Source organism: Acinetobacter terrae (genome assembly GCF_013004375.1).
Taxonomy (GTDB): domain Bacteria; phylum Pseudomonadota; class Gammaproteobacteria; order Pseudomonadales; family Moraxellaceae; genus Acinetobacter; species Acinetobacter terrae.
In genome coordinates this window covers 30,676-54,734 of record NZ_JABERI010000036.1, presented here as the reverse complement: position 1 = coordinate 54,734, position 24,059 = coordinate 30,676, and the positions used below count along the sequence as shown (strand labels likewise).

The following is a 24,059-nucleotide window of genomic DNA, read 5'->3' as shown; positions in this document are numbered from 1 at the left end:
GTTTACCCTGCCCACCGCGCAATCGTTACAATTAAATACATTTGAAATAGTCAAAAGTTTCTAAGCAGTCCCGACATTGATATAAAGCTTTACAGGCGGTCGAACCGAATTCACTTAATAATTTGCTGTTGTTACTTAAGCACTGTGGACAGGTGATGCCATCGGTCAATGCCACATGCGTACCACAGCTATGTGACTGACCTTGCGGCGGGGCAATACCATATTGCTGTAATTTGTGTTTGCCCGATTCACTCATCCAGTCCGTGGTCCAGGCTTGAGACAGGTCCACAATGACTTTGACCGGCGTCAAACCGTTCGCCTCGAAAGCCTGGGTAATTTCTGCTTTTAATAAATCCGTGGCCGGACAGCCGCTATAGGTCGGCGTGAGTCGCACCACAATTTCATCCTGCTGATTCAGCTCGACGCCACGAATCATGCCCAGATCAATCACTGACAATACCGGAATCTCTGGATCAGAAACCTGCTGCAAAACGTCCCAACATTGATCTTCTACGTGTCGAATCAGATTCATGCGACTCACTCCCTGTGATTATGCTGAATTACCAGCTCATGTTTGGATATGAGCGCTGCATATATTGCAGTTCGGCCAAAACAAAACCGAGATGCTCTGTATGTAAACCCTGTTTAGCACCACTACGATAAGTGCCCAGCTCTGGCAGGCTTAATTCAAATCGAGCTAACTCGGCTGTAATCGTCTCCAGCCACTGTGCTTTTAAATTTTCAATATTTGGAATTACACGGGTATCAACCAGCTGTCTTTCATCAGCCGTCAGTACAAAAAGTTCCTCGCTAAAACGCCATAACTGGTTTAAACCTTGCTGAGTTTTTTCATGGGCTTCTGCTGTACCTAAACTTAAGCGTTCCATCCAGGTGGTGGAAAAACGCTGGTGATATTTCACTTCTTTGAGTGACTTCACTGCAAAAGCCGCCAACTTAGGATGCTGACTTTCACTTAAGGCACTAAACAATAAAGCGTGGTAGTGGTCCATCAACCACTGGCGTACCAAAGTCTGGGCAAAGTCACCATTCAGCTGTTCACACAGCAGTAAATTACGGTATTCACGCTCAGTGCGGAAGTAAGCCAGCTTGTCTTCATCACGGCCCAAGCCTTCCACTTCACCCGCCAAACTGAGTGCGGTACGTGCCTGACCCAATAAATCCAGTCCAATATTGGCTAAGGCAATATCCAGCTCCAGTTCAGGTGCATGACCGCACCACTCTGCCAAACGATGTGACAGGATCAGTTGACTGTCACCCACATGTAAAAGAAATTCTGCCAATACTTGATTTGTCATAATTTTCACCTTTCCCTTTACATGTGCTCGATGCCAGCTGGAATATTATAAAAGGTCGGATGGCGATAAACCTTGTCCAAAGCCGGTTCAAAAAATTCTGCTTTTTCATCTGGCTGTGAAGAAGTAATCAATTCAGATTTCACCACCCAGATACTGATGCCTTCATTGCGGCGGGTATACACATCGCGGGCATTTTGTAGTGCGACTTCCTCATCCGGTGCACGCAGGCTGCCAACATGACGGTGACTTAGACCCTGTTTACTACGCACAAACACTTCATAAAGTGACCAGTTTTTTTTGTTATTCATGAGCAAATTTCCTTATATTGATCAAACTGTTTTAAGCAACCTTTTGTGCTTCTGACTGTTGCTGCTGTTTCTGCGCATAGACTGCTGCTGAATCACGTACCCACTTGCCGCCTTCCCAAGCTTTGCGGCGTGCTTCAATACGCTCATGGTTACAAGGCCCCTTGCCTGCAAGAATCGCAAAGAACTCATCCCAATTGATTTCACCAAATTCATAATGTCCGGTTGCTTCATTGAATTTGAGGTCTGGATCTGGAACGGTTAAACCAAGCTGTAAGACTTGCGATACAGTGTTATCGACAAATTTCTGACGTAGCTCATCGTTGCTGAATAATTTAATTTTCCACTGCATACTTTGTGCACTGTTCGGTGAATTATCATCACTTGGACCAAACATCATCAGTGCTGGCCACCAGAAACGGTTCACTGCATCCTGTGCCAATTGCTTTTGTTCCGGCGTACCATTGGCCAATTCCATCATGGCTTCAAAGCCCTGACGCTGATGAAAACTCTCTTCTTTACAGACGCGCACCATGGCACGTGCATAAGGACCATAAGAAGTACGGCAAAGCGCAACCTGATTGACAATTGCTGCACCATCCACCAGCCAGCCAATCGCTGCAACATCGGCCCAGCTCAGGGTTGGATAGTTAAAAATTGAAGAATATTTCATGCGACCGGCAATCAGTTTATCCATCATGTCGTCACGATCTGCACCCAAGGTTTCTGCAGCACTGTACAGGTACAAAGCATGACCGGCTTCATCCTGGACTTTTGCCATCAGCACGGCTTTACGTTTCAAGGTCGGTGCACGGGTAATCCAGTTTCCTTCTGGCAACATGCCCACCACTTCAGAGTGTGCATGCTGACCAATCTGACGAATCAAGGTCTTACGATAAGCATCCGGCATCCAGTCCTTCGGCTCGATAGAAATATCCTTTTCAATCTTTTGATCAAAGATTTGTTGTTGATTATTCATTGTTCCCTCACTTATCCCAAGTGTTGATACATTTAAATTAAAACGATACATAATTAAAATCAATACATATTTATTGGTATCATTTAATTTTTACAACATATTCATAACAAGTATATGTTTTATATAATTAAATATTTTTTATTTTATTGTTAATCATTTTTAAACACACATTTGTGATTGACATTTCAGCTTTTTAATCACAAATTATGAAACATCAAAATTAAAATACTTCCCAAAACGTATCATAAATGGAGTTTTACAATGTTAGAGTTAGATAGCGGCTCGAGCGCAATGGATTATCAAGATACTGAGTCACAAAATAATCCTATTTTCATCAAAAGCTTAGCTTCACTGGTCTATGGTCAGGAATACACCGCTCAAGCCGATTTACGTACGGTTTATCATGCCATTAGCGGTGAAGCTGTTTATCAGGTCGGCAGTCAGGGCATCGATACCCAAGCCGTGGTGAAGTATGCCAAACAAAAAGGCGCGACTATTGCTACATGGACTTTCCATCAACGTGCCAATGCACTGAAGCAAGTGGCACAGTATTTGATGGAACGCAAAGAAGAATTTTACCAGCTTGCCAAAGCAACCGGCTGTACCCGTAAAGATGCCTGGATTGATATTGAAGGCGGGGTTGGGACCTTATATGCCTATTCAAGTTTGGTGCGTCGCGAACTAAGTGATGAAACAGCGTGGGTCGAAGATGCCTGGATTCCTCTTTCTAAGCAAGGTAGCTTTGGCGCGAAACATATTCTGACGCCTAAAGCCGGTGTCGCTGTCCATATCAATGCCTTTAACTTTCCGATCTGGGGCATGCTGGAGAAAATCGCACCATCTTTACTGGCAGGCGTACCCTGTATTGTCAAACCGGCCACTGAAGGTGCCGAGCTGACCCATGCCGTGGTCAAAGCCATTCATGAAAGCGGTTTCTTGCCAGAAGGTTCACTGCAGCTCATTTGCGGACAGGTCTATGATTTATTTGATCATTTGAATCCTCAAGATACGGTCACCTTTACCGGTTCTGCTTCAACAGGGCAAAAACTGCGTTCGCATCCACACTTAAATGCCTACTCAATTCCGTTCACCATGGAAGCAGACTCGGTCAACAGTGCGATTTTGACGACGCAAGCCAATGGTGAAACGATTGATTTATTTGTCCGTGAAGTTTTCCGTGAAATGACCACCAAAGCCGGACAAAAATGTACCGCCATTCGTCGTGCCTTTGTGCCAGCCGAGCTGTTGGATACAGTGCAAAGTCGTCTGATTGAAAAACTGAAAAAAGTGGTCGTGGGCGATCCTGCTCAAGAAGGCGTGAGTATGGGGGCTTTGGCCAGCGTCAAACAGAAACATGATGTCGCGGCAAAAGTTGAACAGCTGAGTCAGGATGCAGAGATCGTATTCGGTAGCCACTTGCGTCAGGACTTTATTCTTCAAGTACAAGATACCGAGAAGTCTGCATGTTATCCACCGACGGTCTTGGTATGCAAAGCACCGGCTCAGGCAGAAAACATTCATAAGATCGAAGCCTTTGGGCCTGTGGTCACTTTAATGCCGTATGGTGATCTGGTTCAGCTTGCTGACTTGGTGGCACGTGGCGAAGGTAGCCTGGTGGCATCCATCGTACGCAATACCGATGAAAATATTGAACAACTGCTCAGCAAAATTGCGCCATGGCATGGTCGTGTACATATTCTGGATGCAGAAAGTGCCAAAGAAAGTACCGGACATGGTTCTCCATTACCTTTACTGGTTCATGGTGGACCGGGTCGTGCCGGTGGGGGTGAAGAACTCGGTGGCTTGCGTGCAGTCAAACATTATATGCAACGTACTGCGATTCAAGGCTCGCCAAATGCTATGACCCAAGTTGGCCATAGCTGGACTGCCGGAGCTCAGGTCTTTGAAGACCGAGTGCATCCTTTTAAAAAATCATTTGATGAATTGCGTATTGGTGAACGTTTGCTGACTGCGCGACGTACCGTGACAGAAGCCGATCTGGTTAACTTTGGTTGTCTGAGTGGTGACTTCTTCTATGCGCATATGGACAAAATTGCTGCGGCAGAATCCCTGTTTGGTGAACGTGTTGCACATGGTTATTTTGTCGTGTCTGCTGCAGCCGGTTTATTCGTTGATGCCGCTCCGGGTCCGGTCATTGCCAACTATGGCATGGACAACTTGCGCTTTGTGGAACCTGTGAAAATTGGTGATACCCTTCAGGTGGAACTGACCTGTAAGCAGAAAACCCCGAAAGCGCTGCGCGATCCGGCACAAAAACCACATGGTGTGGTGGTCTGGGATATTAAAGTCAAAAATCAGCGCAATGAACTGGTCGCAACTTATGATATTTTGACCCTGGTTGAACGTGGCTAAAAATTCAAACTCAAAAAAAAGGAATCATTATGATTCCTTTTTTTTATTATAAAAATTTATTTGTATCCTTTTATGGAAATTGATTGACGCAAATAAAATTAAACTCTAGATTAGATGATACGATACATAATAAAAATAATATCAATATTATAAGTATCAAAATATCTCAAACGATCAACATAGGATGTTGCATGATGAATGATAAATCGCTGGACATAGAAATGGTTGAAAGGACGCTTCAACCCGAAAATCAAAGTTTTGAGCCTACCTCTGTAGAAACAGGATCGCCTTTTTCTGAACAGACTCAGCCGCCCAAAGAAAGTAGTACCTATCAATGGTATGTGGTGGTGATCTGTATGCTGGCTTACATTTTGTCATTTGTAGACCGTCAAATTTTATCGTTAATGATTGAGCCGATTAAAGCCGATTTAATGCTGAGTGATACCCAGTTCAGCTTATTGCAAGGACTCGCGTTCTCGTTATTTTATGCGATTATGGGTCTTCCTATTGCCGCGCTAGCTGATCGAAAGTCCCGGATTAAAATTATTGCGACAGGTATTGCTTTCTGGAGTCTTGCCACGGCAGCCTGTGGTTTAACTAAAAACTTCATTCAAATGTTTTTGGCACGTTTGAGTGTGGGTGCAGGTGAAGCCGCACTTTCCCCAGCATTTTATTCGATTGTCGCTGATTTATTTCCTAAAGAAAAATTAGGCCGTGCACTCGGTGTTTATGCCATTGGCGCCTTTATTGGTTCAGGTTTAGCTTTCCTGATTGGCGGCTATGTGATTGGGCTATTAAAAGACATCAGTTTCGTGGCTTTACCGGTGATTGGTGAAGTGAAGACCTGGCAACTCACCTTTATGATTGTGGGCTTACCCGGTGTATTGCTTGCACTTCTCATGGTGCTGACGGTACGTGAACCTGCTCGTAAGGGTATGAAAGTTGGTCAAGATGGTCAGGTTGTTAAGGCTTCCTTCAAGAACTCGATTGGCTTTATTAAGACGCATAAAAAGACTTTCTTCTGTCATTTTATTGGTTTTTCTTTTTATACCATGATGTTGTATTCACTTCTGGGCTGGGCACCTGCTTATTACATGCGTAACTTCGGCCTTGATGCAAGCCAGACCGGTTATATCTTAGGTAGCATCATTTTAGTGGCGAATACCTCTGGTGCCTTATTCTGTGGCTGGTTGATCGACTTCTTCTCTAAACGTGGATACAGTGATGCTGCTATCCGTTCCGGTGCAATCGGCTGTGCAGCCTTAATCGTTCCAAGTGTATTGTTTACCCAGGTCGACAACATCTATTTATCATTTGCCCTGATATCTGTGGCTATGTTCTTCTCAACATTCCCGATTCCGGCATCTGCAGCCGCAACTCAAATGCTGACACCAAACCAACTACGTGCACAAGTTTCTGCCAAATTCCTGCTTATCTCAAATATGATTGCCCTTGGGATAGGAACCACCGCTGTTGCTTTAATTACTGATAAATATTTCCAAAACACCGTAATGGTGGGAAATTCCATTTCAATTGTGAATGCTGTCGCAGGTGTAATTGGAATGTTTTTACTGTTCAAAGGCTGTAAATATTATCGAGAAAGCATGAAGGTTGAAAAACTGATTGAATAAGATAATCAATGAATGCCAATAAAACTTTATTAGCTCCAATTTTAAAGCTTTAAATATTTCCTCTCTAGGGTCTGTTGAGAATTAACTCTGGTTAATTCTCAACAGACCCTAGATTTGGGCTTTTTTAGATTCGTGTAATAACTAAAATAAAAACACCTATAACTCATTTAAATGCGGCAAATCTAAGCGTGCAATTTCAAAGGCTTCTTTAGCATTCAGCATCAATTCTGCCACTTTAGTTCCCAGATCACGCCACCCTTTATACCCTTCTAACACCTTGACATCCTCTCCCCCTTAAAAGAGGGAGATTCCTCCTGCGAGACGCTTATGCCCAAGCGCAAGTATGTTGTTCGCACTGTTTACGATAACGGTCATTGATGCTTAAACAGTTTTCATATTCCCATACTCTTATTCGCAAATCTGCTCTACCTTTCGGACTGCTTGCGGTGATCTCACCACAGCACGAACAGATTTGGGTTGTGAAACTTTCATTCACTTCTTCAAACAATACCCCTGCGTTCTCGCATTTATACTTGAGCATTGTTTTGAGTGCTGAAAATCTGGTATCCAAAACAGACTTCGCCATTTTGGTTTTTACCAGTTTTTTCGCACTCAGATTACCTACAACAATCAGTGCATTTTCTTTTACAAGCACAGTGCTTGCTTTGTGCAAATGGTCTTTGCGACAGTTTGCAATCTTGGCGTGTAATGCACGTACACGCTTTTTATTCTTTGCTCGTTGAGCAATCCCTAATTTTTGTTCATATTGACGGTAGAACTTGGGATTTGAAATCACTGTTCCACTGTTCCATCGGAACATGTGCCTATATCCTTTAAGCCCAGATCAATCCCGATCGCTTTAGTTGCAGTCGTTTTCTCAGTTTTAGGGCTATCCACAACCAAGCAGACATACCAGCGGCCACACGCATCCTCGACAAATGAACCAGTCTTGATACTGTAATTTAAAAGTCCGTAGCTATCCCATATTTTAAATTGATGCTTGCCATATTGGACGTATCCATCCGCATACTTGATTGCTACTTTCTTGAATGGTATCCAACCTAGTGATCTTCTTGCTGATTTCTTATTACTGACACGCCATCCCAATTTTGACTTTTTGAACTGTTTTCTTCGGGTGACTAATTCTTCTGTCACAGCCTGAATGGTTTGGCTATGTAAATTACATTCTTTGGATGTGCCTTTCGTATATTTGGCAATATCGTAAGCACTAAGAAATTTACCTTTTCTTTTAAGGTGTTTAAAGCTTAAATCATTGACATAATTCCAGACGAAATTCACTTCAGATGCCAATTGGGCTAGCATCTTGGAATGTTTGTCTTTTATGCGTAATTTAAGCGTTTTCATGGGCTTATATTAGCTCATGTTAAATTAAAAGTGTTGATTCTTAAAAATCAAACGACATTTCATGTCGTGTCGCTTATATCTCTGACCTGAAGGACAGCGTTTTACGCTCCATTTGATAAAAAGTGACTAATCTTAGAAGTAAAAAATGGGAGAATAGAATTCTCTTCTCCCTTTATACAAAATTATTTAGTTTGTTTAAGTACCTGTGAAAAAGCTCTTACTTTTTCTAAAGTAGCATTAACCCCTTTCTTAAAAAAAGTATCAACAAGTGCTGAACCTACAACGATTAGATCTGCTTTATTCGCTAAAGCTTTAACATGACTTTCATTTTTGATCCCAAAGCCAATTGCAATAGGAATATTAAAGATTGGTTTTATTTCAGCAATCTTTTTTTCAAGATTGGGCAGATTTAAATTTCCTCCGGTTAGGCCATTTTCCGCAACATGATATAAAAACCCTGTCGCACTTGCTGAGATTTGCTCTAACCTCTCAACAGGAGTAGTTGGAGCCGTCATAGATATTAAGTGCATATTTTTTGCATTTAATATCAATTTAAAATGATCTTGATATTCAAGCGGTGCATCTAGAATAAGGATACCTTCAATAAGATTTTCTGTTTCACATACAAGTTTTTCAAAACCGTATTGCAGAATGGGATTTAAATAGGTCATGAATACAATTGGTGTCTTATTATCCTTCAACCTTATTTCTTTGACCAATTCGATAGTTTTATTCACTGTTTGACCAGCACTTAAAGCTCTGATATGGGCAGCTTGAATGATTTCTCCATCTGCAACAGGATCAGAAAATGGAATGCCAATTTCAATAATATCTGCTCCAGCTTGGCCTAATTGACTAAACAAATTAGAGCTTTCTACGAAACCAGGATCTCCGGCAGTAAAATAACACACCAGACCGCTTCGCTTTTCCTGTTTTAGTTCCCTTAATTTTTGGTCTAAACGGTTCATTCGGTTACTCCTGCGAGATATTTTTTGACTGTATTTAAATCTTTGTCACCTCTTCCACTTAAATTGACAATAATGGTCTGTTCAGGCTGCATTTCTTTGGCCAGCTTAATTGCATATGCGATAGCATGAGCACTCTCTAACGCCGGTATAATTCCCTCCTGTTGACTTAAAATCTGAAATGCATTGACTGCATGCTCATCATTTACAGTTACATAAGTAACGCGCCCTGTTTCAAACAGGATACCGTGCTCAGGACCAACTCCAGGATAATCTAATCCTGCCGATATCGAATGTCCGTCTAGAATCTGTCCATCTGAATCTTGTAATAAGTAAGTCAAATTACCATGCAGGACGCCAACTTTACCTTTTGAAATAGATGCAGCGTGCTCACCGCTGTTTGTTCCTTTTCCACCAGCCTCAACCCCAAACATTTTGATATTCGTATCTTGTAGAAATGGGTGCATTAGCCCCAGTGCGTTGGATCCGCCACCCACACAGGCAACTAAAGCATCAGGTAGTTTATTTTCTTTCAGCAGTATTTGATTTTTAGCTTCTATACCAATAATTTTCTGAAACTCTCTCACTATGGTCGGATAGGGATGAGGGCCTGCACCGGTTCCTAAGAGATAATAGGTCGTGTCTACATTACTGATCCAGTCACGTAATGCCTCATTCATAGCATCTTTTAAGGTTCCACGACCTTTCTTAACGCTTTTAACTTCAGCTCCTAGTAATTTCATTCGATCAACATTCATTTGCTGACGATGAACATCCGTTTCACCCATGTAAATGGTGCATTTAAGCTTAAAGAGAGCACATACTGTTGCTGTTGCAACACCATGTTGTCCAGCACCTGTTTCTGCAATTATCCTTGTTTTACCCATTAATTTAGCCAATAGGATTTGTCCAACACAATTATTAATCTTATGGGCACCTGTATGGTTCAAATCTTCTCTTTTAAGATATATTTTGGCTCCTCCAGCATACATTGTTAGATTTTTTGCATAAAAAAGAGGGCTAGGGCGACCAACAAAATCGGTTAAAATTTGTCGATATTCAGTCCAAAATTCGGCTTTATTTCGAATAATATTAAATTCCCGCTCTAAATCTTGAAGGGCAGGCATAAGACTTTCAGGCATATAGCACCCGCCAAATCTTCCAAAAAAGCCTGATTTATCAGGACCATTACCTGTATAAAGTGTTGTCATTTTATATCACTTGAAGAATCAAAATTTTCTTAATCTTAAAAGATTTCCATTTTTTATATAATTGATATATTTTTAGATCATGATGTTAGAAAAATTCACACTATGAAAGGTAGAAAGTTACCACCATTAAATGCTTTGAAAGCATTTGAAGCGGTGGCTAGAAATAGAAGTTTCAGCTTAGCTGCAGAAGAACTATGCGTAACCCATAGTGCTGTTAGCCATCAAATAAAACAGTTGGAAGAATGGTTTGATAAAAAATTGTTTATTCGACATTCATCAACTATCTCTTTAACAAGAGATGCAGAAGAACTATTCCACCTTTGTACTCACTTTTTTAACGATCTAGAAAAATGTGTCTTTGAGTTAACAAATAAAGCTTCTGACGTTGAAATTGTTATTGGAGCATCTCATAGTTTTATGGCTAACTGGTTAATTCCACGATTAGAAAAACTCGAAATAATTTATCCGAATATCCATGTTAAATTAATGACATGCAATGATTTAAAGTTACTAGAAAAAGAAAAAATTGATATTTTTATCAATAGTTTGAATCTAGCTCAAACTCTTCCGGAGTCTCTAGATAAATACATTTTATTTCCTGATAACATGGGACCTATTTGTAATCGTAAAACATATAATCTAAACACGATAAATGATATTTTGAATTATCCACTACTTCATACCCATTCCAATAAAAACGCATGGCATATATGGTTGGATAGATCAAGGCTTCATTCTCCCCATAAATCAAGTGAACGTTATTTTGATAGTCTAAATTTAATGATAGAGGCAGCTGTTTCCGGGTTAGGTATTGCAATAGCACCTCAAATTTTAGTAGAAAAAGAAATATTAAATGGAAGAGTCATAGCACCTTTTGGCTTTATATATTGCGACTATAACTTTTATGCGATAACAAGAAAAAATAGTTCTAACAGTGATGTTATAAATATTGTTAATTGGTTAAAGGCCGAAGCCAAAGATTAGACAAAATTCATCTAGGAGAGCGGTAAAAGTCCATATCCAACTAAAAGGTGTATACCAAAACTAGAGGTTAGTTAAATTCCAGACACGTTAAATGCTTTATAACAATTTGTTTCTATTGATATATTAAACTCAGGAAGGATGGTGAGCTTTTCATGTGCTAAGGTCGGCCCGAAACCATGGAATTGATCAGCAACTATATTGAGGTTCAGCGGATGCTTACTATTGAGGCACTTGAGTCTAAGCTCTTCAGGAAGCCTGGAATTGCTGGTTTGACCACGTTCAGCATCTGCTAGCAGCTACTTGAACATTATATATTTGCAGCAAGCGTCTGATCTGACGTTCTGAGATATGAAGTATCAGCAGTCTAGGAACGGGGTTAAGCATTGATGACCAACTTCTTGCAAGACTGGTAATCGTTTAAGTTTTTTATCCGACATAAACCTCAACCTATTAAACCGCCCGCTAAGAAAATCTCTAATTTCTACTTTGGAGAAACCTGACATTTTTATTGGGGACTTACATTTTGACTGGGTATCAACTGTACTATGTTAATTTTAGATAAATTTAGAATTGGTATGTGAGCCCCATAAAGAAGTTGGTTATTGAAGTACTATCAATTAAGGGGCTATCTACTATTTTATCGGGTAAAAATTTATGTGTTACAGCAGAAGTTACTCTCAATTTTTGATTCAATGAATAACTTCCCGCTAAGGAAACATACGGAATAATAAGGTTATTAGGTCTATATTTTTCTACGCCCTTAGCGACTTCGCTATCGAGTGTGCCATAATAATAATTGGCTCTGCTATCCGACAACCATTCCAATCCCACATTTGGCATAAGAGTCAATTTATTATTTAATCTCCAAAAGTATTGATAGTTGGCTTTTACTTCTGCAGCATCACTAGCATTGCCAATATCATTGACTGCTTGCACGGAAATAATGCCGTAAGGTGCTTTCAATATCGCTTCTAATCCAGCATCAGCACTGAGATCACGGTCTTCTAATTGCATTCTACTTAAACTTTTTTGAGCTAACTTCGACTCATTTAAATCCTCAACATCAAGTTTATTCATATTGACGTTTACGATGCCATTCAATGTGAATAACTCATTTTTATAGAGCTTCATACCTCCATAGAGCCCCCGTAAAAAGAAGCGATCTCCTTCATAAGATAATAGGGGAACTGGTGTAAGGTCTGTATCTTCACCAATATATAGACCTGTGCTTCCAACAAGACCTAAGCCTGCACTGAAGCCTGTTGATTTTTTGATGGTAGGCTGACTTTCACCTGCAATTGCACTTAAGGGTATAAAAAAAATTGATAGTAGGATGATTTTATTTAGCATTTTTAGTCCAATATATTAATTTAGGAAATTAATGAAATTTACATCTACAAAAAGTCATATTTTTCATACATATGTGACATGCGTTCTTGTTTGGTTTGTAAATAACTTTGATTAAATATATTTAAGCCTACTGTTATAGCCACACGATCAACTACATTTACACCTAAACCTTTTAAGGCATTAATTTTAAGAGGATTATTAGTAATTAGTCTCACTTCTTTAACTTTTAAATAATCAAGCATAATCGTACACATATCATAGTGACGTGCATCTGCCGGTAAGTTTAAAATCAAATTTGCATCAACGGTATCATGTCCTTGATCTTGGAGCGCATAGGCACGAATTTTATTCGTCAAACCTATACCACGACCTTCTTGACGTAAATATAAAATAACTCCCTGACCTTCATCACTAATCATTTTCATTGTGGAATGTAATTGTGGACCACAATCACATTTTAATGAACCGAAAGCATCGCCAGTTAAGCATTCAGAATGTATTCGGACTAATATTGGTTTCATTGAAGTAGCGTCCAAGCCTTGAGAAAGAGCAAGATGTTCTTCACCTGTATCTGGATCTTGAAATACAATAATTTCAAAATCACCAAAAGCAGTCGGTAATTTAGATTTAGCCACGAATTTTATAGCCACAGATTCATCCATTTATATTTTAAAAGCCAATAAAATTATAATATTCTCTATTCAAAAAAAACAAACAAATAGAAAATAATTAACCAACAAAACCACACAAAACTAAATATAATAAAAACCAAATACTTGTTTTATAAAACCAAAAAATAAAACAATTCAGCTGATATCAGATTTAAATTAAAATACATTAATATAAATCATTAAAACAGGTATCAAATAAAAAATACTTACTACATCTAATGTAGTAAGTATTTCCGAAATTAGTCCGGATAAGGGTGACTGAAAATATCTTTAGATATTAAATTTCAATTGTAATAATAGTTCTTTCATAGTGAATTTTTTGTGAAGCGATATAACCAAAATAAGAATACTTAAAGAAATTTAGAATAATTGGAAAAAATGATATTTTTCTCAAAAGATATCAAGCGGACGAATGCAGAAAAAGTAATTCAACATTGAGGTTTAGATATCCTGTGCTTGAAATTAGAAACGTCCATATAGCAAATTTCTATTTGCTTATTAGATGCCCCCACACTTTATTGAATTTACATAAGAGCTTTTATGTTAAAGGGGCAGCAATTTAGATGATTATTCATGCTTCTAATTTAGAAAAACTTGCAGATTCCTCCATCTTCTGTAATGCTTTGGCTAAGGGTGTCAGGCATTTGCTTAGGCAGGTATTTGTTGTAGTCGGGCCGCTACAACATAGGAAAAGAGTACCTGTATGTTTAATCTCAATATTTTTAAAGCAATCTCTACAGAAGTCTTATCTATAAAAAATGACTTAGAGTTAAATACTGAAATTCAACTCATCAATAAATATAAAACGGCAAAGTCAAAAGCCTATAAAGAAGCTATTATTTATATTTTTAAAGATCGGGGCTATACCCGTCTTGAAATAGGTCAATTACTTGAATGAAAAATATTTATTTTAATAAATAATATTAGGGTAAGACTGGGTAGAATATACCTTAAATGCTAATCAATAGAAGAACTGCCCTGAATTCACCAGCGCCACTATTGGCAAACCCGGTGCTTTTCTAAATATTGGCAAAAAAGACACCTAAACTAGCGTGGGTATTCTAGGGACAGGTCTCTCTTATTCCAAACATCGTGTGTCCCTATACAAACAGGTCGAATACCCCCACTGAACTCCTCTCAGCAACCACCACCATTGAATAGCCCAAGTATGGAAACATCCAGATCAAATGTCTGGCTTTGGGTCATTTTTGGAATATTTTATTTTATGGTGGGTGCTTTCATTTTTTAGCAAGAATAGCGTTGTATTTTGATCAAAAAAAAACGCCCCCATGGTTGAGTAGGCAAACCAAGGATCTTACGATCATTCAGAAACTACAGCGCGATTCTTTCTACAACTATACCTGTTATGTAAATAGGCAACTGGGGCTTAATATATCAAGCTTCATCATATTGCTGATTCCACAACTTAAAAGTGGATTTTGTTCTAGTTTTAATGAATTTTGGTTTTTTAAAGGAGCTTTTTTTATAGCTTCATCATTTTGTGGTTTTTTAAATTCTTAGACTATTCTAAATAGTCAGTACGTAACAGTATAACCTGTTGAGCTTGATATTGGCGATGAATGGTTAAATCCATTTTAGCAAGAGTTTGTGAGGTTAAATCTGACGGCTCACGTACTAATAAGCCTTGTAATGTTGTTAGTAAACTCTTCATTTTTCAATCCCCTATTCGATTTAAATCAATCACATGAATAGTGCTATTATGTAACACCAATATTTCAATACGATGAATCAAAATCATATTAAATGGCATCTATGGTTATCATCGCATCACGCTGGATCTTAAAGAGTTGGGTGAAAGCTGCGGACAAAATCGTGTACTCAAGATCATTAAAAATAATGGTATTATAGCTGTTCGAGGATATAAGAAGCATAAAAGCTATGGTCGTGGTCGTCCTCAGATTGTGTCACCAAATCACTTAAATCTAGAGTTTGCTGTGAACATCACGGATACCTTACGAAACAGTTTCTCAGGTGACTGATATTACATATATTCGGATCTGGCAAGGGGGTTATATCTGGCTGTAGTTCTTGATTTATATTCGAGAAAAGGGATCGGTTGGTCAATGAAACCTACTCTTTCCAAGGATCGAGTTGCAACTTAAATTTGGATAATAGGAGGAAAATTTAACTTCTAAATGTTAGTGCAACAAAGCCTGACAGAACTATACAATCCCATTCATTTTCCTTGCCAAACCTACTAGTTAAGCCAGACTAACCTTATTTTATTACAAGAAAAATAAATATACATATAAGAAAACTTGATTATTTTTATTTTTAGTGTATAGTTTACTTAACTAGAAAAAAAGTCTTGTTCCGGTAAATCTTTCTTAAGTATCGTCGTTTTAGTCATAATCCTTCGTTTTTTCAGATTTTAAGTGCCATTCTTTATTATTATTTTCAAAGTTATAATCAGTCAATAAAATGGCTAAAAATTATTAAAAAATCAGTAGGATTTATTATGTCAAACTCGAATGTTGTTAAAGGTACTGTAAAGTGGTTCAATGAAACTAAAGGTTTCGGTTTTATCCAACAAGAATCAGGCCCAGATGTTTTTGCTCATTTCAGCGAAATCGCTAGTTCAGGTTTCAAAACCTTACTTGAAGGTCAAATGGTCGAATTCAGTGTAGCACAAGGTCAAAAAGGACCGAATGCTGTAAATATTGTTGCTATCTAAGCAAATAATAGCCAGTAATAAAAAAAGCACTAATTAGTGCTTTTTTTATAATTTAAAATTTAATTTTAAATTTGTTTTCCAAAATCATAATTTTATTCCAGGTATATTAATGCTTAAACAACTTATCAGTGTAAAAGATCAATTTGGGGTTAAACACTCAATTCAAGCCACTGTAGATCATCATTTTGAGAATACGCAATCTTATTCTCATGTAAAACATATTACAGTGGATGGCGAAGATATTCGGCCCAGCTTTGAAATGTTTTTTCAAAGTACCTTAAGTGGAAAAATTTTCAAGATTGATAGATGACGGAAACGAGCTAGCTCCTGCGCAAGTGTTGACAATAAAGATTACTTTTCTTGGTGGCATAAATTTCATATCTTTCTTCTTCGAAAAGGAAGATGCATGCGAATACCTCTATTTCAAAGCCATTCTTTGGTATCATCTGCCACAGGCGTTCCATTCATTACATGCATGATCATGGCATAAGCGATGCTGCCCTGAAATGGAATCTCTGGCAACTGATTAAACTTGAAAAACTGAGCATCAGTCAGTTCATTTTCCTGTATTTGAATGTCGCCAGCATGATATTCTGCCTTAAATGCCATCATTAGGTTGCTCGGAAAAGGCCACGGCTGACTTGCTAGATATTTAATATTTTTGACCTGAAGCCCCACTTCTTCCAGCGTTTCACGACGCACAGCTTCCTCAAGTGTTTCACCCACCTCCACAAACCCGGCAATTAAACTGTACATCTGGGTTTTATTGCGGGCATTTTTCGCCAGTAAAATTTCATCTGTCCCGCGAGTAATGATGGTAATGACACAGGGATTGACTCTTGGATACTGATTATAGCCACAGGCAGGACAGACCATCGCATACTGGCTAACATGCTGCTGCGTCTGATGGCCACAATGACTACAGAACTGATGATTACGACGCCATTCCAGTAACTGAACCGCACGGCTTGCCTGCTCGAACTGCTGTCTACTCCACACCTGCACCAGCTGCCGGATCGGAACGAGCTGATAGCCTTCAGGTACAGACTCATCCTCCTGCAGATCCCGAGCAATGATTTCACCATCTTCAGACAAGTTCAGGTCATGCTGAAGCTTTTCCACCTGAGGCAACTGAAAATCGTCGTCAACCAGCAGTTGCTGCTGTCTAAAAATATAAGCTTTTGAGTGCATGCCGATTCAGATCCCTGGATTAAAAAAAATCCCATACAGGGGACGTATGGGACAAAACTAAGGAAGCTTACATGGAGTAACTTCATAGAAAATACTAGGCGTAACCGGCCTGAATTACAACCATAATAATTTGTATCTTTTTGATTAAAATCACATAATTTTCACACATGCTCTGAACCAGAGACCTGAGGAAAGTAATAGTAAAAATGACTTGAGCCATAGATTATTGAAGGCTTTTCCTCCTAGTGATCTGGCTTGCTAATGATCTCTCTCGACGCAGTAGAAACTTGTCACTCAATTATGGTTGCTGAGCTCTGTATTTTCAAAAAAAATTGAACACTTAGTATTTACACTGTTGTTTCATCCACGTCCTGAATGATGTTTATGCGTTTTGGTTTAATCCTCGGTGATCAACTTCATCATCAGCTGGCGACACTTAAATTCCTGGATCGTGCACAAGACGTCATCTTAATGGCGGAAGTGCTGGAGGAAAGTACTTATGTCGCCCATCATCCACAAAAAATAGCCCTGATTTTCAGCGCTATGCGCCACTTTGCCAAGGAGCTCAAAGCTCAAGGGTGGCGTGTCCGCTACCATCCCTTTCAACGTAACAGCAGGATCTGCAAACTGATTGATTTCGTTCATGTACAGCAGCAACTGTTGCCAGCAACCGTACTGGTCATTACCCATTGTGGTGAATACCGGCTGCAGCATGACATTGAAAATCACTGGAGTAGCCAGCTGCAACTGCCAGTGCACTGCCTAGATGATGATCGCTTTTTTTGCAGTCCTGCCCAGTTCCGGCAATGGGCCAACCGGTACCACACCCTGCGCATGGAATATTTCTACCGTGAAATGCGCAAGCAAACCGGCTATTTAATGCAGCAACAGCAGCCACTGGGTAAACAATGGAACTATGATAGTGCCAACCGCAAGACTTGGTCAGGCAAGCCCTCCTTGCCTGCTCCGCTACGGTTTAAGCTTGATCAGATTGATTTGGATGTAATTGAGCTGGTAAGACGCGAGTTCCCCCAACACATGGGTAATGTTGCAAATTTTAGCTGGGCAACCACTCGCAGCAATGCCCTGCTTGCACTGCAGCATTTCATTGCCAATAATTTACCTCATTTTGGCGATTACCAGGATGCCATGGTCTATGGTGAAGATAGCCTGTTTCACAGCCTACTGTCGCCCTATCTAAATTGCGGTTTGCTCGTAGCAAAAGAAGTCTGTGATGCAGCAGAAGCTGCCTATCATAGTGGTCATGCCCCACTCAATGCGGTAGAAGGCTTTATTCGGCAAATTCTCGGCTGGCGGGAATATGTCCGTGGCATTTACTGGCTACGCATGCCCGAATACGCTAGCAGTAATGTATTGAACTATTCCGCTGCCTTGCCGCAATTTTACTGGACGGGCCGAACCAAAATGACCTGCATGGCAGAATGCTTTCGCAATACCTTTGATCATGGCTATGCCCATCATATCCAGCGTCTAATGATTACCGGTAACTTTGCTCTGTTAAGCGGTGTGGATCCTCAGCAGATCCGTGAATGGTATCTGGCTGTCTATGCCGATGCCTATGAATGGGTGGAACTTCCAAACACCTTGGGCATGGTGATGCATGCCGATGGCGGTTTACTGGCGAGCAAGCCCTATGCAGCTTCTGGAAATTACATTCAAAAAATGTCCAATTACTGTAAGCACTGTCCTTACAATGTTAAAACAAGGACTGAAGCCGATAGTTGTCCTTTTAACAGCCTGTATTGGTATTTCATGATTAGGCATGAGGGAGTCTTCCGCTCCAATCCACGCATGGGCATGATTTATCAACAGCTGGATAAACTGCAGGACAAAGATCAGATCATTACGCATGCCCAACAGTTACTCAGTCAGGTTAATGAGTTATAGCAGCATGAAGAAAAGCATTTACCGGAAAAAACCTGTGCTCACTGCCTGCGTCCCTTTAGCTGGCGCAAGAAATGGCAACGCTGCTGGGATGAGGTCCGATATTGTTCTGAAAGATGCAAACGTCAATCCAAACAGCGCCGACCATAGAGTAACGTTGCTAGAAACGTTTGTACTGCCGCGAACAATAGGCCCGAATGACATCCGGTGAACGCAGTTGCAAATGTTTAGTTTTACGCCCTGTTACTCGTTCACGCCATAATTTAAAACTACTTGGTTTCATATTCTGACGCATTAAGCGAATCACTGCAGATTCATCCAAACCAAACTCACGCTGAATTGCTTCAAAAGGTGTTCTATCCTCCCAAGCCATTTCAATAATCCGTGACAGATCCGCTCCCACATATTCAATTACACTACGCACAACATGCCCCTTTTTCCTTTAATTTGTTTAAAAATATAGAAAGTTGATTGATTAAGTTCAAACGAATATCTATCTATATTTCCTGATCAGATCAAACTGACGGATGTCATTGTATGAAAAGGAATATGAAGAATTTGTGATTTTTTGGGCTGCTCTATATTTTTCTTATTCAATGCTATTCACGTGTAGGCCACATATAACACTTTGCATATCTTTTTAAGTAACCTGAGTTCGATGAAATCCGCTTAGCCTTTTAGCATATTTTGGAAAGTTGGCTTATTGGGATTCAAGCAATAAGCCACACAGCAGCCATGATATTCACTATGAAGTTATTCACCGAACGATGACGTGAATGTTCAAGTTGCTGTAAATTTTTTTAATTGATCATTCACTGTTTCGATCAATCCTCTTTTGCAAAGCAATTGTTCTTCTTCAGTTTGGATGGATTTATTTTTCATATTCCTGCGTGATGGGGTCAATATTTTGAGTCCTCTTGCTGCTAAAGCTTCAGCTTTTGCTTTGCTCAAATAGCCTTTGTCTCCGAGTAGAATCCCTTTTAATTCTTGAGTTAAAGAGTCCAGTACAGCAACATCATGAACATTTTCTGATGTAAGCTTGAGATTAATAATTTCACCTGAATTATTGATAATCATATGTAATTTAAAACCATAAAACTAACCCGTACTACTTTTCCCACGACCAGCTAAATCTTTAAATACACGATGCCTTTTAATTCGAAGATTATGGAAAACCACCAATTAAGTGGAATCAATTATACTGATCCCTGTATCTTTTCCTTTCACTTGATGGAAGAAACTACTCAAAGCTTGCAAACAACAGGGCATGATTTCAATAAAGCGGTTGTAGCTAAGAAGTTTAGGAAAAGTAGGTTTCCAGAATGGAACGATCATTTGGCAATAAAAATATTTGAAGAATCTAAACCCGAATTGATGAAATAAAATGACAATGGTCATTGCTTCAGAAAGTGGAGGATTCTAAAAGCGTCAGCTCTTAAGCGATTCCCTCACAGATTTCGCTAGTTTTCTGCTTCTTCGAGCGACCTTTACCGCATCCTCTCCACAGACAAAACCGTGTGTCCCACCGCAAGTATGTTACATGCAGCTTTAATATCTGCATTTGCAACATAACCACATTCGACACACTCAAATTTAGCTTGAGTCTGTCGATTTTCTTTTGCTACATGACCGCATTTGTTGCACGTTTGACTGGTGTACTGAGGATTTACCTTAAGCAGTAAACCACCTTTCCATGCTTGCTTGTGCTCAAGCATATTCATCATCATCGACCAACCTTGATCTAGGATTGATTTGTTCAAGCCTGACTTGGCTTTAAAATTCTTTCCTTTTTGCTCAAGTGTACCGCTTGCAGATTTCGACATATTTAATTGCTGGAATTTATAATATAGAACTGAGCAAAAAGTGATTTATTAAAGATCTATTCTGTTCCAAAAAACTCATTAAATTTTTATAAAAAAATAAGCTATTTATAGCTCCTATTCAAAAAATATATTCTGTTTAACGCTTATTCTAAATAATCTGTACGTAATAGAGAGATCTGTTGGGCATGGTATTGGCGACGAATTGTCACATCCATTTTAGAAATCGCTTGTGTAGTTAAGTGTGACTGCTCATATGCCAATAAACCTTGTAATTTTTTGAATAAACTCATCATTTTGCTATTTCCCTCAAGTTCTTAAACCAAATTTAATGACATTATTTTTTATTATAAATGTTTAATTTATATGAATATAATTATTATATTTTATGAAATATAGGATTCACTGACGATTCATAGCGGCAACGCAATAAGGAGTAAAGCTAGAGCAAGGGAGGTTTAAATATACCTGATCTTTTTTAGTTAAGATCAGGCATATTGTAATCCACATGTGCAATTCAGTTATTTTAAGAAGTTTGCTTGATTAATATCAGATAATGCTGAGTTGATCTGAAATATTTTTCCACGAATATTTTTTACCCCAAAACTCGTCAGACGCGCAGTGTGCATTTTTAAATACTTTTCTGCATTTTCTTGATTATCAAATAGGTAGATACCCCCTGCTTCTTCAGTATCCCTATTTTCTGTCCAGATTTTCCAGATCATGCCTGTTTCTTGATTAATGCTTTCAGCAAGAGTTTTATAGGCTTGGCTCATTGCTTCACCAAATGGGCCTTGAGATGGGAAATCTACCTGAAGAATAACGGTCATTGTTTTATCCTTTATAATCAAATACCAATCTTAATACTTGAACATTTTATAAATTTTTGTGCAAGTAATAAAAAAATTCTTTGACGTAGGCTTTACTTTTGGAAAAATGAAATATTCCAATTTATAGATTGCAAAAAGAAAAAAGGATAGCTTTTAACTATTCCTTTTTTAGATTTTATAAATTCAACATAATACCCCTTATACGAAATGCTTATATTTTATTATTTAATTTCAGTGGTATAGTCTAGACTTAACAACCCATTCTAGCCCGGATGGGTTTTTTTATGATTTTCTACCGTTTATGTTTATTCTTTGATCACTCTTACAATATCTTAAATGAGAAGCAGATTCTGGCTGATTCAATTACCCATAGAGATTCGATCTGGATACACTTAAAGTATGTACTGCGTTAGATATGGTCGGGTGGTAGTAATGGCTTGTGCGATATGTACTTTCTTGCCTGTGCAATCCCTTGCACGAACAAAAACAACTATATAAAACTTGGAAAGGGATTTATACTTTTTCTCCCAATAGCCTGTTGCCATTAAAAGCCAAAAGATGCTGTAAATTGGATGCTGAATTAAAAGTCTATAACAGGGAAATCAATAAAAAAAGAATCGGCATAGAGCATGTATTTGGCAGGCTGAAAACCTTCAAAATCCTTGCTGAGCGTTATCGAAATAGAGGCAAAAGACTCGGTTTGAGATTCAATTTAATTGCTGGAATTTATAACCAGGAGCTGAGTAAAAAATGATTTATGAAAGAAGTCTAATAAATCCTACTGATTTTTTTAATAATTTTTAGCCATTTTATTGACTGATTATAACTTTAAAAATAACAAAGAATGGCCCTGAAAAAATGAAAAACAAATAATTATAAATAAAACTATGATAATTAAAGAAAATATATAGAAATAACAATTTTTATAGTTAGATTAATTATATTATAAAAAATAAATAATCAAGTTTTCTTATATGTATATATTCCTGATATTTTGTAGGGCTATTAAGATTTTTTTAATTTTACTGTATATTACAGATGAACTTCTTTAAATTGATCAATGTACTTCATCAGCTTATGTCTAAAATTTTATTTTGAATATGGATTATATAATATTTTAAATTAAATCATATAAATAAATTACTTTCGAATCATTATCATAGGTTGATTAGATGAATACTATAAACTTTAAAAACTTTGAAGAAGCAGGTCAAGCTATTTTACAATTTCTCCATAAACGCTTTGGATTTGATTTATGGATGATCACTCGGGTAGAAGGTAAAGACTGGATTGTACTGCAAAGTGAAGATCATGGTTATGATATTAAACCCGGACACGTATTTAAATGGGCAGATTCTTTCTGCTCTCATATGGTTAAAGGAAAAGCACCTAAAATTGCCCCTCATTGTGAAGATATTCCCTTATATGCCACTGCACCAATTAGTCAACAAGTAAGTATTAAATCCTACATAGGTCAGCCCATCCTTAATGAAGATGGCAGCTTATTTGGTACACTGTGTGCAATTGATCCTCATCCAAAACCTGAAACGATAGTTCAAGATATTGAAATAATAGAATTACTTGGAAACTTACTGAGTAAAATTCTTCAAGCCGAGCTTCGTCAAAACCAACAATTTAGTGAAGTTAAGCGTTTAAAGACGAAAGCTTTCAGGGATGGATTAACTGGATTATATAATCGTCGAGCTTGGGACGAATTAATTAGTAAAGAAGAGGAACGCTGTAAGCGTTATGGTCATTCCGCTGCGGTGTTTTTTATTGATATTAATAATCTAAAAGAAGTAAATGATAACTTAGGGCATGTTGTAGGAGATCACCTCATTCAACAGGCTGCCAACGTGTTAAGTGATACTGTCCGTAGTAATGATATTGTAGCTCGCCTGGGTGGCGATGAATTCGTCATTCTAAGTGTGGAAAATAATAAGACCGGTGCAGAAAGACTTTTAAAGAGAATTATAGATGCTTTTGCACAAGCGAAAATTAGTATAGCCATTGGTTTTTCAATGCGTCATCCTGCCCGTGGGCTGCTTTTTGCAGCTGAACAGGCCGATAAAAAAATGTTTGAGCATAAGCGTCAATTCAAATTTGATCTTAAATCAGACATAAGAGTAGTTACCTCAGGTAGCTGATATCCTATAGTCACTTTCAGTGAACTCAAGGTGTAATTTTAAATTTTATACAAGCTTTACTTGTGGCTAAGAAACGAAACATAAAAAACCTGGCATCCTGTCAGGTTTTTTATGTACGACCATGTTTACTCAACAAATACTATATTCAACTTCTAGTTAATGAGACTTATGATTATTGTTTTTTGTTCTGCAACTTTCAGTTTCTTATGTCACCATAATAGGAAATTGCAATGAGGTCGTATAGCCGCAAGAGGCTGGAATTGTTGTGACTAAATGCGTACTAAAGTGGATTAGCTTTTTACATTGACATATCATATTGAT

General features: G+C 38.5%; 23 protein-coding genes and 6 pseudogenes. 12 read left to right on the top strand and 17 right to left on the bottom strand.

All coding sequences use genetic code 11. The features are described from left to right. Positions 1–31 precede the first annotated feature (31 nt). From paaD to paaA, 4 genes are read right to left on the bottom strand one after another with little or no spacing between them, the layout of a single operon-like run. Positions 32–532, bottom strand: coding sequence for a 1,2-phenylacetyl-CoA epoxidase subunit PaaD (paaD, locus tag HLH14_RS13700; protein ID WP_005247163.1), 501 nt, complete (start codon positions 530–532; stop codon positions 32–34). Between the two features lie 28 nt (positions 533–560). Further along, the gene (gene paaC / locus HLH14_RS13695; RefSeq protein ID WP_171533268.1) at positions 561–1,316 is read right to left on the bottom strand and encodes a 1,2-phenylacetyl-CoA epoxidase subunit PaaC; all 756 of its coding nucleotides are present in this window, start codon (positions 1,314–1,316) and stop codon (positions 561–563) included. Positions 1,317–1,333: 17 nt separating this feature from the next. Beyond that, positions 1,334–1,624 carry a 1,2-phenylacetyl-CoA epoxidase subunit PaaB gene (paaB, locus tag HLH14_RS13690; RefSeq protein WP_067723107.1) on the bottom strand — a complete coding sequence of 97 codons (291 nt, stop codon included), beginning with the start codon at positions 1,622–1,624 and terminating at the stop codon, positions 1,334–1,336. A 31-nt stretch (positions 1,625–1,655) separates the two neighbouring features. Further along, on the bottom strand, positions 1,656–2,600 hold the full coding sequence (gene paaA, locus HLH14_RS13685; protein ID WP_067723108.1) for a 1,2-phenylacetyl-CoA epoxidase subunit PaaA: 945 nt from the start codon (positions 2,598–2,600) through the stop codon (positions 1,656–1,658). 261 nt (positions 2,601–2,861) lie between these two features. On the opposite strand from paaA, the gene paaZ reads away from it, so the two are divergent. Together paaZ and HLH14_RS13675 are read left to right on the top strand one after the other, a co-directional pair. Next, complete coding sequence (paaZ, locus tag HLH14_RS13680; protein WP_171533267.1) at positions 2,862–4,973, top strand: phenylacetic acid degradation bifunctional protein PaaZ; 2,112 nt, start codon at positions 2,862–2,864, stop codon at positions 4,971–4,973. Positions 4,974–5,164: 191 nt separating this feature from the next. Further along, positions 5,165–6,604 (top strand): spinster family MFS transporter, encoded by a 1,440-nt coding sequence (locus HLH14_RS13675; protein ID WP_171533266.1) that lies wholly within the window; start codon positions 5,165–5,167, stop codon positions 6,602–6,604. Between the two features lie 294 nt (positions 6,605–6,898). Here HLH14_RS13675 and HLH14_RS13670 read toward each other — a convergent pair. The 3 genes and pseudogenes from HLH14_RS13670 to trpB all read right to left on the bottom strand — a co-directional run bounded on the left by HLH14_RS13670 (position 6,899) and on the right by trpB (position 10,145). Continuing rightward, a pseudogene (locus HLH14_RS13670) lies at positions 6,899–7,969 on the bottom strand (RNA-guided endonuclease InsQ/TnpB family protein). Between the two features lie 182 nt (positions 7,970–8,151). Then, positions 8,152–8,937: a tryptophan synthase subunit alpha gene (gene trpA, locus HLH14_RS13665; protein ID WP_131318392.1), complete on the bottom strand. Its 786-nt coding sequence runs from the start codon at positions 8,935–8,937 to the stop codon at positions 8,152–8,154. Further along, positions 8,934–10,145: a tryptophan synthase subunit beta gene (trpB, locus tag HLH14_RS13660; protein WP_171533265.1), complete on the bottom strand. Its 1,212-nt coding sequence runs from the start codon at positions 10,143–10,145 to the stop codon at positions 8,934–8,936. The genes trpA and trpB overlap by 4 nt, the downstream gene beginning before the upstream one ends. Before the next feature lie 102 nt (positions 10,146–10,247). Here trpB and HLH14_RS13655 point away from each other — a divergent pair, with 102 nt between their 5' ends. Continuing rightward, a complete protein-coding gene (locus HLH14_RS13655) occupies positions 10,248–11,129 on the top strand; it encodes a LysR substrate-binding domain-containing protein (protein ID WP_171533264.1) in 882 nt (293 codons plus the stop codon). A gap of 107 nt (positions 11,130–11,236) precedes the next feature. Here HLH14_RS13655 and HLH14_RS16070 read toward each other — a convergent pair. The 3 genes and pseudogenes from HLH14_RS16070 to ribA all read right to left on the bottom strand — a co-directional run. Continuing rightward, positions 11,237–11,566 (bottom strand): annotated as a pseudogene (locus tag HLH14_RS16070) (ISNCY family transposase); the annotation flags it as partial. A 127-nt stretch (positions 11,567–11,693) separates the two neighbouring features. Beyond that, on the bottom strand, positions 11,694–12,479 hold the full coding sequence (locus HLH14_RS13650) for a MipA/OmpV family protein (protein WP_171533263.1): 786 nt from the start codon (positions 12,477–12,479) through the stop codon (positions 11,694–11,696). A 44-nt stretch (positions 12,480–12,523) separates the two neighbouring features. Continuing rightward, positions 12,524–13,129, bottom strand: a complete 606-nt coding sequence (ribA, locus tag HLH14_RS13645; protein ID WP_171255147.1) for a GTP cyclohydrolase II — start codon at positions 13,127–13,129, stop codon at positions 12,524–12,526. A 724-nt stretch (positions 13,130–13,853) separates the two neighbouring features. Between ribA and HLH14_RS13640 the strand changes: the two genes are divergently transcribed. After that, positions 13,854–14,048, top strand: a complete 195-nt coding sequence (locus HLH14_RS13640) for a hypothetical protein (protein ID WP_067723122.1) — start codon at positions 13,854–13,856, stop codon at positions 14,046–14,048. An 88-nt stretch (positions 14,049–14,136) separates the two neighbouring features. Then, positions 14,137–14,399: pseudogene (locus tag HLH14_RS16300) on the top strand (DUF4236 domain-containing protein); the annotation flags it as partial. A 273-nt stretch (positions 14,400–14,672) separates the two neighbouring features. Here the strand turns inward: HLH14_RS16300 and HLH14_RS16065 are convergent. Further along, positions 14,673–14,822: a hypothetical protein gene (locus HLH14_RS16065; RefSeq protein WP_228139707.1), complete on the bottom strand. Its 150-nt coding sequence runs from the start codon at positions 14,820–14,822 to the stop codon at positions 14,673–14,675. Between the two features lie 94 nt (positions 14,823–14,916). Between HLH14_RS16065 and HLH14_RS16295 the strand changes: the two are divergent. The 3 genes and pseudogenes from HLH14_RS16295 to HLH14_RS13625 all read left to right on the top strand — a co-directional run. Continuing rightward, positions 14,917–15,249: pseudogene (locus tag HLH14_RS16295) on the top strand (hypothetical protein); the annotation flags it as partial. A 380-nt stretch (positions 15,250–15,629) separates the two neighbouring features. Continuing rightward, entirely contained in the window at positions 15,630–15,845 is a 216-nt protein-coding gene (locus HLH14_RS13630; RefSeq protein ID WP_004649268.1) for a cold-shock protein, read from the top strand. A 109-nt stretch (positions 15,846–15,954) separates the two neighbouring features. Next, positions 15,955–16,155, top strand: a complete 201-nt coding sequence (locus HLH14_RS13625; RefSeq protein ID WP_067723124.1) for a hypothetical protein — start codon at positions 15,955–15,957, stop codon at positions 16,153–16,155. Between the two features lie 113 nt (positions 16,156–16,268). Here HLH14_RS13625 and nudC read toward each other — a convergent pair whose 3' ends face one another. After that, positions 16,269–17,036, bottom strand: coding sequence for an NAD(+) diphosphatase (nudC, locus tag HLH14_RS13620; RefSeq protein WP_171533262.1), 768 nt, complete (start codon positions 17,034–17,036; stop codon positions 16,269–16,271). A gap of 384 nt (positions 17,037–17,420) precedes the next feature. Here nudC and HLH14_RS13615 point away from each other — a divergent pair, with 384 nt between their 5' ends. Together HLH14_RS13615 and HLH14_RS13610 are read left to right on the top strand one after the other, a co-directional pair. After that, on the top strand, positions 17,421–18,944 hold the full coding sequence (locus HLH14_RS13615; protein ID WP_171533261.1) for a cryptochrome/photolyase family protein: 1,524 nt from the start codon (positions 17,421–17,423) through the stop codon (positions 18,942–18,944). Between the two features lie 45 nt (positions 18,945–18,989). Next, on the top strand, positions 18,990–19,091 hold the full coding sequence (locus HLH14_RS13610; RefSeq protein WP_081406193.1) for a DUF2256 domain-containing protein: 102 nt from the start codon (positions 18,990–18,992) through the stop codon (positions 19,089–19,091). A gap of 10 nt (positions 19,092–19,101) precedes the next feature. Here the strand turns inward: HLH14_RS13610 and HLH14_RS13605 are convergent, their stop codons facing one another. The 5 genes and pseudogenes from HLH14_RS13605 to HLH14_RS13585 form a co-directional block, all read right to left on the bottom strand. Next, positions 19,102–19,353 (bottom strand): TIGR03643 family protein, encoded by a 252-nt coding sequence (locus HLH14_RS13605; RefSeq protein WP_265733067.1) that lies wholly within the window; start codon positions 19,351–19,353, stop codon positions 19,102–19,104. A gap of 257 nt (positions 19,354–19,610) precedes the next feature. Continuing rightward, positions 19,611–20,351 (bottom strand): annotated as a pseudogene (locus tag HLH14_RS13600) (IS982 family transposase); the annotation flags it as partial. A gap of 25 nt (positions 20,352–20,376) precedes the next feature. Further along, positions 20,377–20,767, bottom strand: a pseudogene (locus tag HLH14_RS13595) (RNA-guided endonuclease InsQ/TnpB family protein); the annotation flags it as partial. Positions 20,768–20,907: 140 nt separating this feature from the next. After that, on the bottom strand, positions 20,908–21,057 hold the full coding sequence (locus tag HLH14_RS13590; protein WP_171533260.1) for a hypothetical protein: 150 nt from the start codon (positions 21,055–21,057) through the stop codon (positions 20,908–20,910). A 225-nt stretch (positions 21,058–21,282) separates the two neighbouring features. Beyond that, positions 21,283–21,591: a monooxygenase gene (locus HLH14_RS13585; RefSeq protein WP_171533259.1), complete on the bottom strand. Its 309-nt coding sequence runs from the start codon at positions 21,589–21,591 to the stop codon at positions 21,283–21,285. Positions 21,592–22,030: 439 nt separating this feature from the next. On the opposite strand from HLH14_RS13585, the gene HLH14_RS13580 reads away from it, so the two are divergent. Both HLH14_RS13580 and HLH14_RS13575 read left to right on the top strand, forming a co-directional pair. Next, complete coding sequence (locus HLH14_RS13580; RefSeq protein WP_131271959.1) at positions 22,031–22,345, top strand: transposase family protein; 315 nt, start codon at positions 22,031–22,033, stop codon at positions 22,343–22,345. 418 nt (positions 22,346–22,763) lie between these two features. Beyond that, complete coding sequence (locus HLH14_RS13575) at positions 22,764–23,738, top strand: sensor domain-containing diguanylate cyclase (protein WP_171533258.1); 975 nt, start codon at positions 22,764–22,766, stop codon at positions 23,736–23,738. The last annotated feature ends 321 nt before the right edge of the window (positions 23,739–24,059 follow it).

What these genes read in the sequence shown, in the direction of transcription:
- paaD (WP_005247163.1), bottom strand. Translation starts at nt 532, where the DNA reads ATGAATCTGATTCGACACGTAGAAGATCAATGTTGGGACGTTTTGCAG.
- paaC (WP_171533268.1), bottom strand. Translation starts at nt 1,316, where the DNA reads ATGACAAATCAAGTATTGGCAGAATTTCTTTTACATGTGGGTGACAGT.
- paaB (WP_067723107.1), bottom strand. Translation starts at nt 1,624, where the DNA reads ATGAATAACAAAAAAAACTGGTCACTTTATGAAGTGTTTGTGCGTAGT.
- paaA (WP_067723108.1), bottom strand. Translation starts at nt 2,600, where the DNA reads ATGAATAATCAACAACAAATCTTTGATCAAAAGATTGAAAAGGATATT.
- paaZ (WP_171533267.1), top strand. Translation starts at nt 2,862, where the DNA reads ATGTTAGAGTTAGATAGCGGCTCGAGCGCAATGGATTATCAAGATACT.
- HLH14_RS13675 (WP_171533266.1), top strand. Translation starts at nt 5,165, where the DNA reads ATGATGAATGATAAATCGCTGGACATAGAAATGGTTGAAAGGACGCTT.
- trpA (WP_131318392.1), bottom strand. Translation starts at nt 8,937, where the DNA reads ATGAACCGTTTAGACCAAAAATTAAGGGAACTAAAACAGGAAAAGCGA.
- trpB (WP_171533265.1), bottom strand. Translation starts at nt 10,145, where the DNA reads ATGACAACACTTTATACAGGTAATGGTCCTGATAAATCAGGCTTTTTT.
- HLH14_RS13655 (WP_171533264.1), top strand. Translation starts at nt 10,248, where the DNA reads ATGAAAGGTAGAAAGTTACCACCATTAAATGCTTTGAAAGCATTTGAA.
- HLH14_RS13650 (WP_171533263.1), bottom strand. Translation starts at nt 12,479, where the DNA reads ATGCTAAATAAAATCATCCTACTATCAATTTTTTTTATACCCTTAAGT.
- HLH14_RS13640 (WP_067723122.1), top strand. Translation starts at nt 13,854, where the DNA reads ATGTTTAATCTCAATATTTTTAAAGCAATCTCTACAGAAGTCTTATCT.
- HLH14_RS16065 (WP_228139707.1), bottom strand. Translation starts at nt 14,822, where the DNA reads ATGAAGAGTTTACTAACAACATTACAAGGCTTATTAGTACGTGAGCCG.
- HLH14_RS13630 (WP_004649268.1), top strand. Translation starts at nt 15,630, where the DNA reads ATGTCAAACTCGAATGTTGTTAAAGGTACTGTAAAGTGGTTCAATGAA.
- HLH14_RS13625 (WP_067723124.1), top strand. Translation starts at nt 15,955, where the DNA reads ATGCTTAAACAACTTATCAGTGTAAAAGATCAATTTGGGGTTAAACAC.
- nudC (WP_171533262.1), bottom strand. Translation starts at nt 17,036, where the DNA reads ATGCACTCAAAAGCTTATATTTTTAGACAGCAGCAACTGCTGGTTGAC.
- HLH14_RS13615 (WP_171533261.1), top strand. Translation starts at nt 17,421, where the DNA reads ATGCGTTTTGGTTTAATCCTCGGTGATCAACTTCATCATCAGCTGGCG.
- HLH14_RS13590 (WP_171533260.1), bottom strand. Translation starts at nt 21,057, where the DNA reads ATGATGAGTTTATTCAAAAAATTACAAGGTTTATTGGCATATGAGCAG.
- HLH14_RS13585 (WP_171533259.1), bottom strand. Translation starts at nt 21,591, where the DNA reads ATGACCGTTATTCTTCAGGTAGATTTCCCATCTCAAGGCCCATTTGGT.
- HLH14_RS13575 (WP_171533258.1), top strand. Translation starts at nt 22,764, where the DNA reads ATGAATACTATAAACTTTAAAAACTTTGAAGAAGCAGGTCAAGCTATT.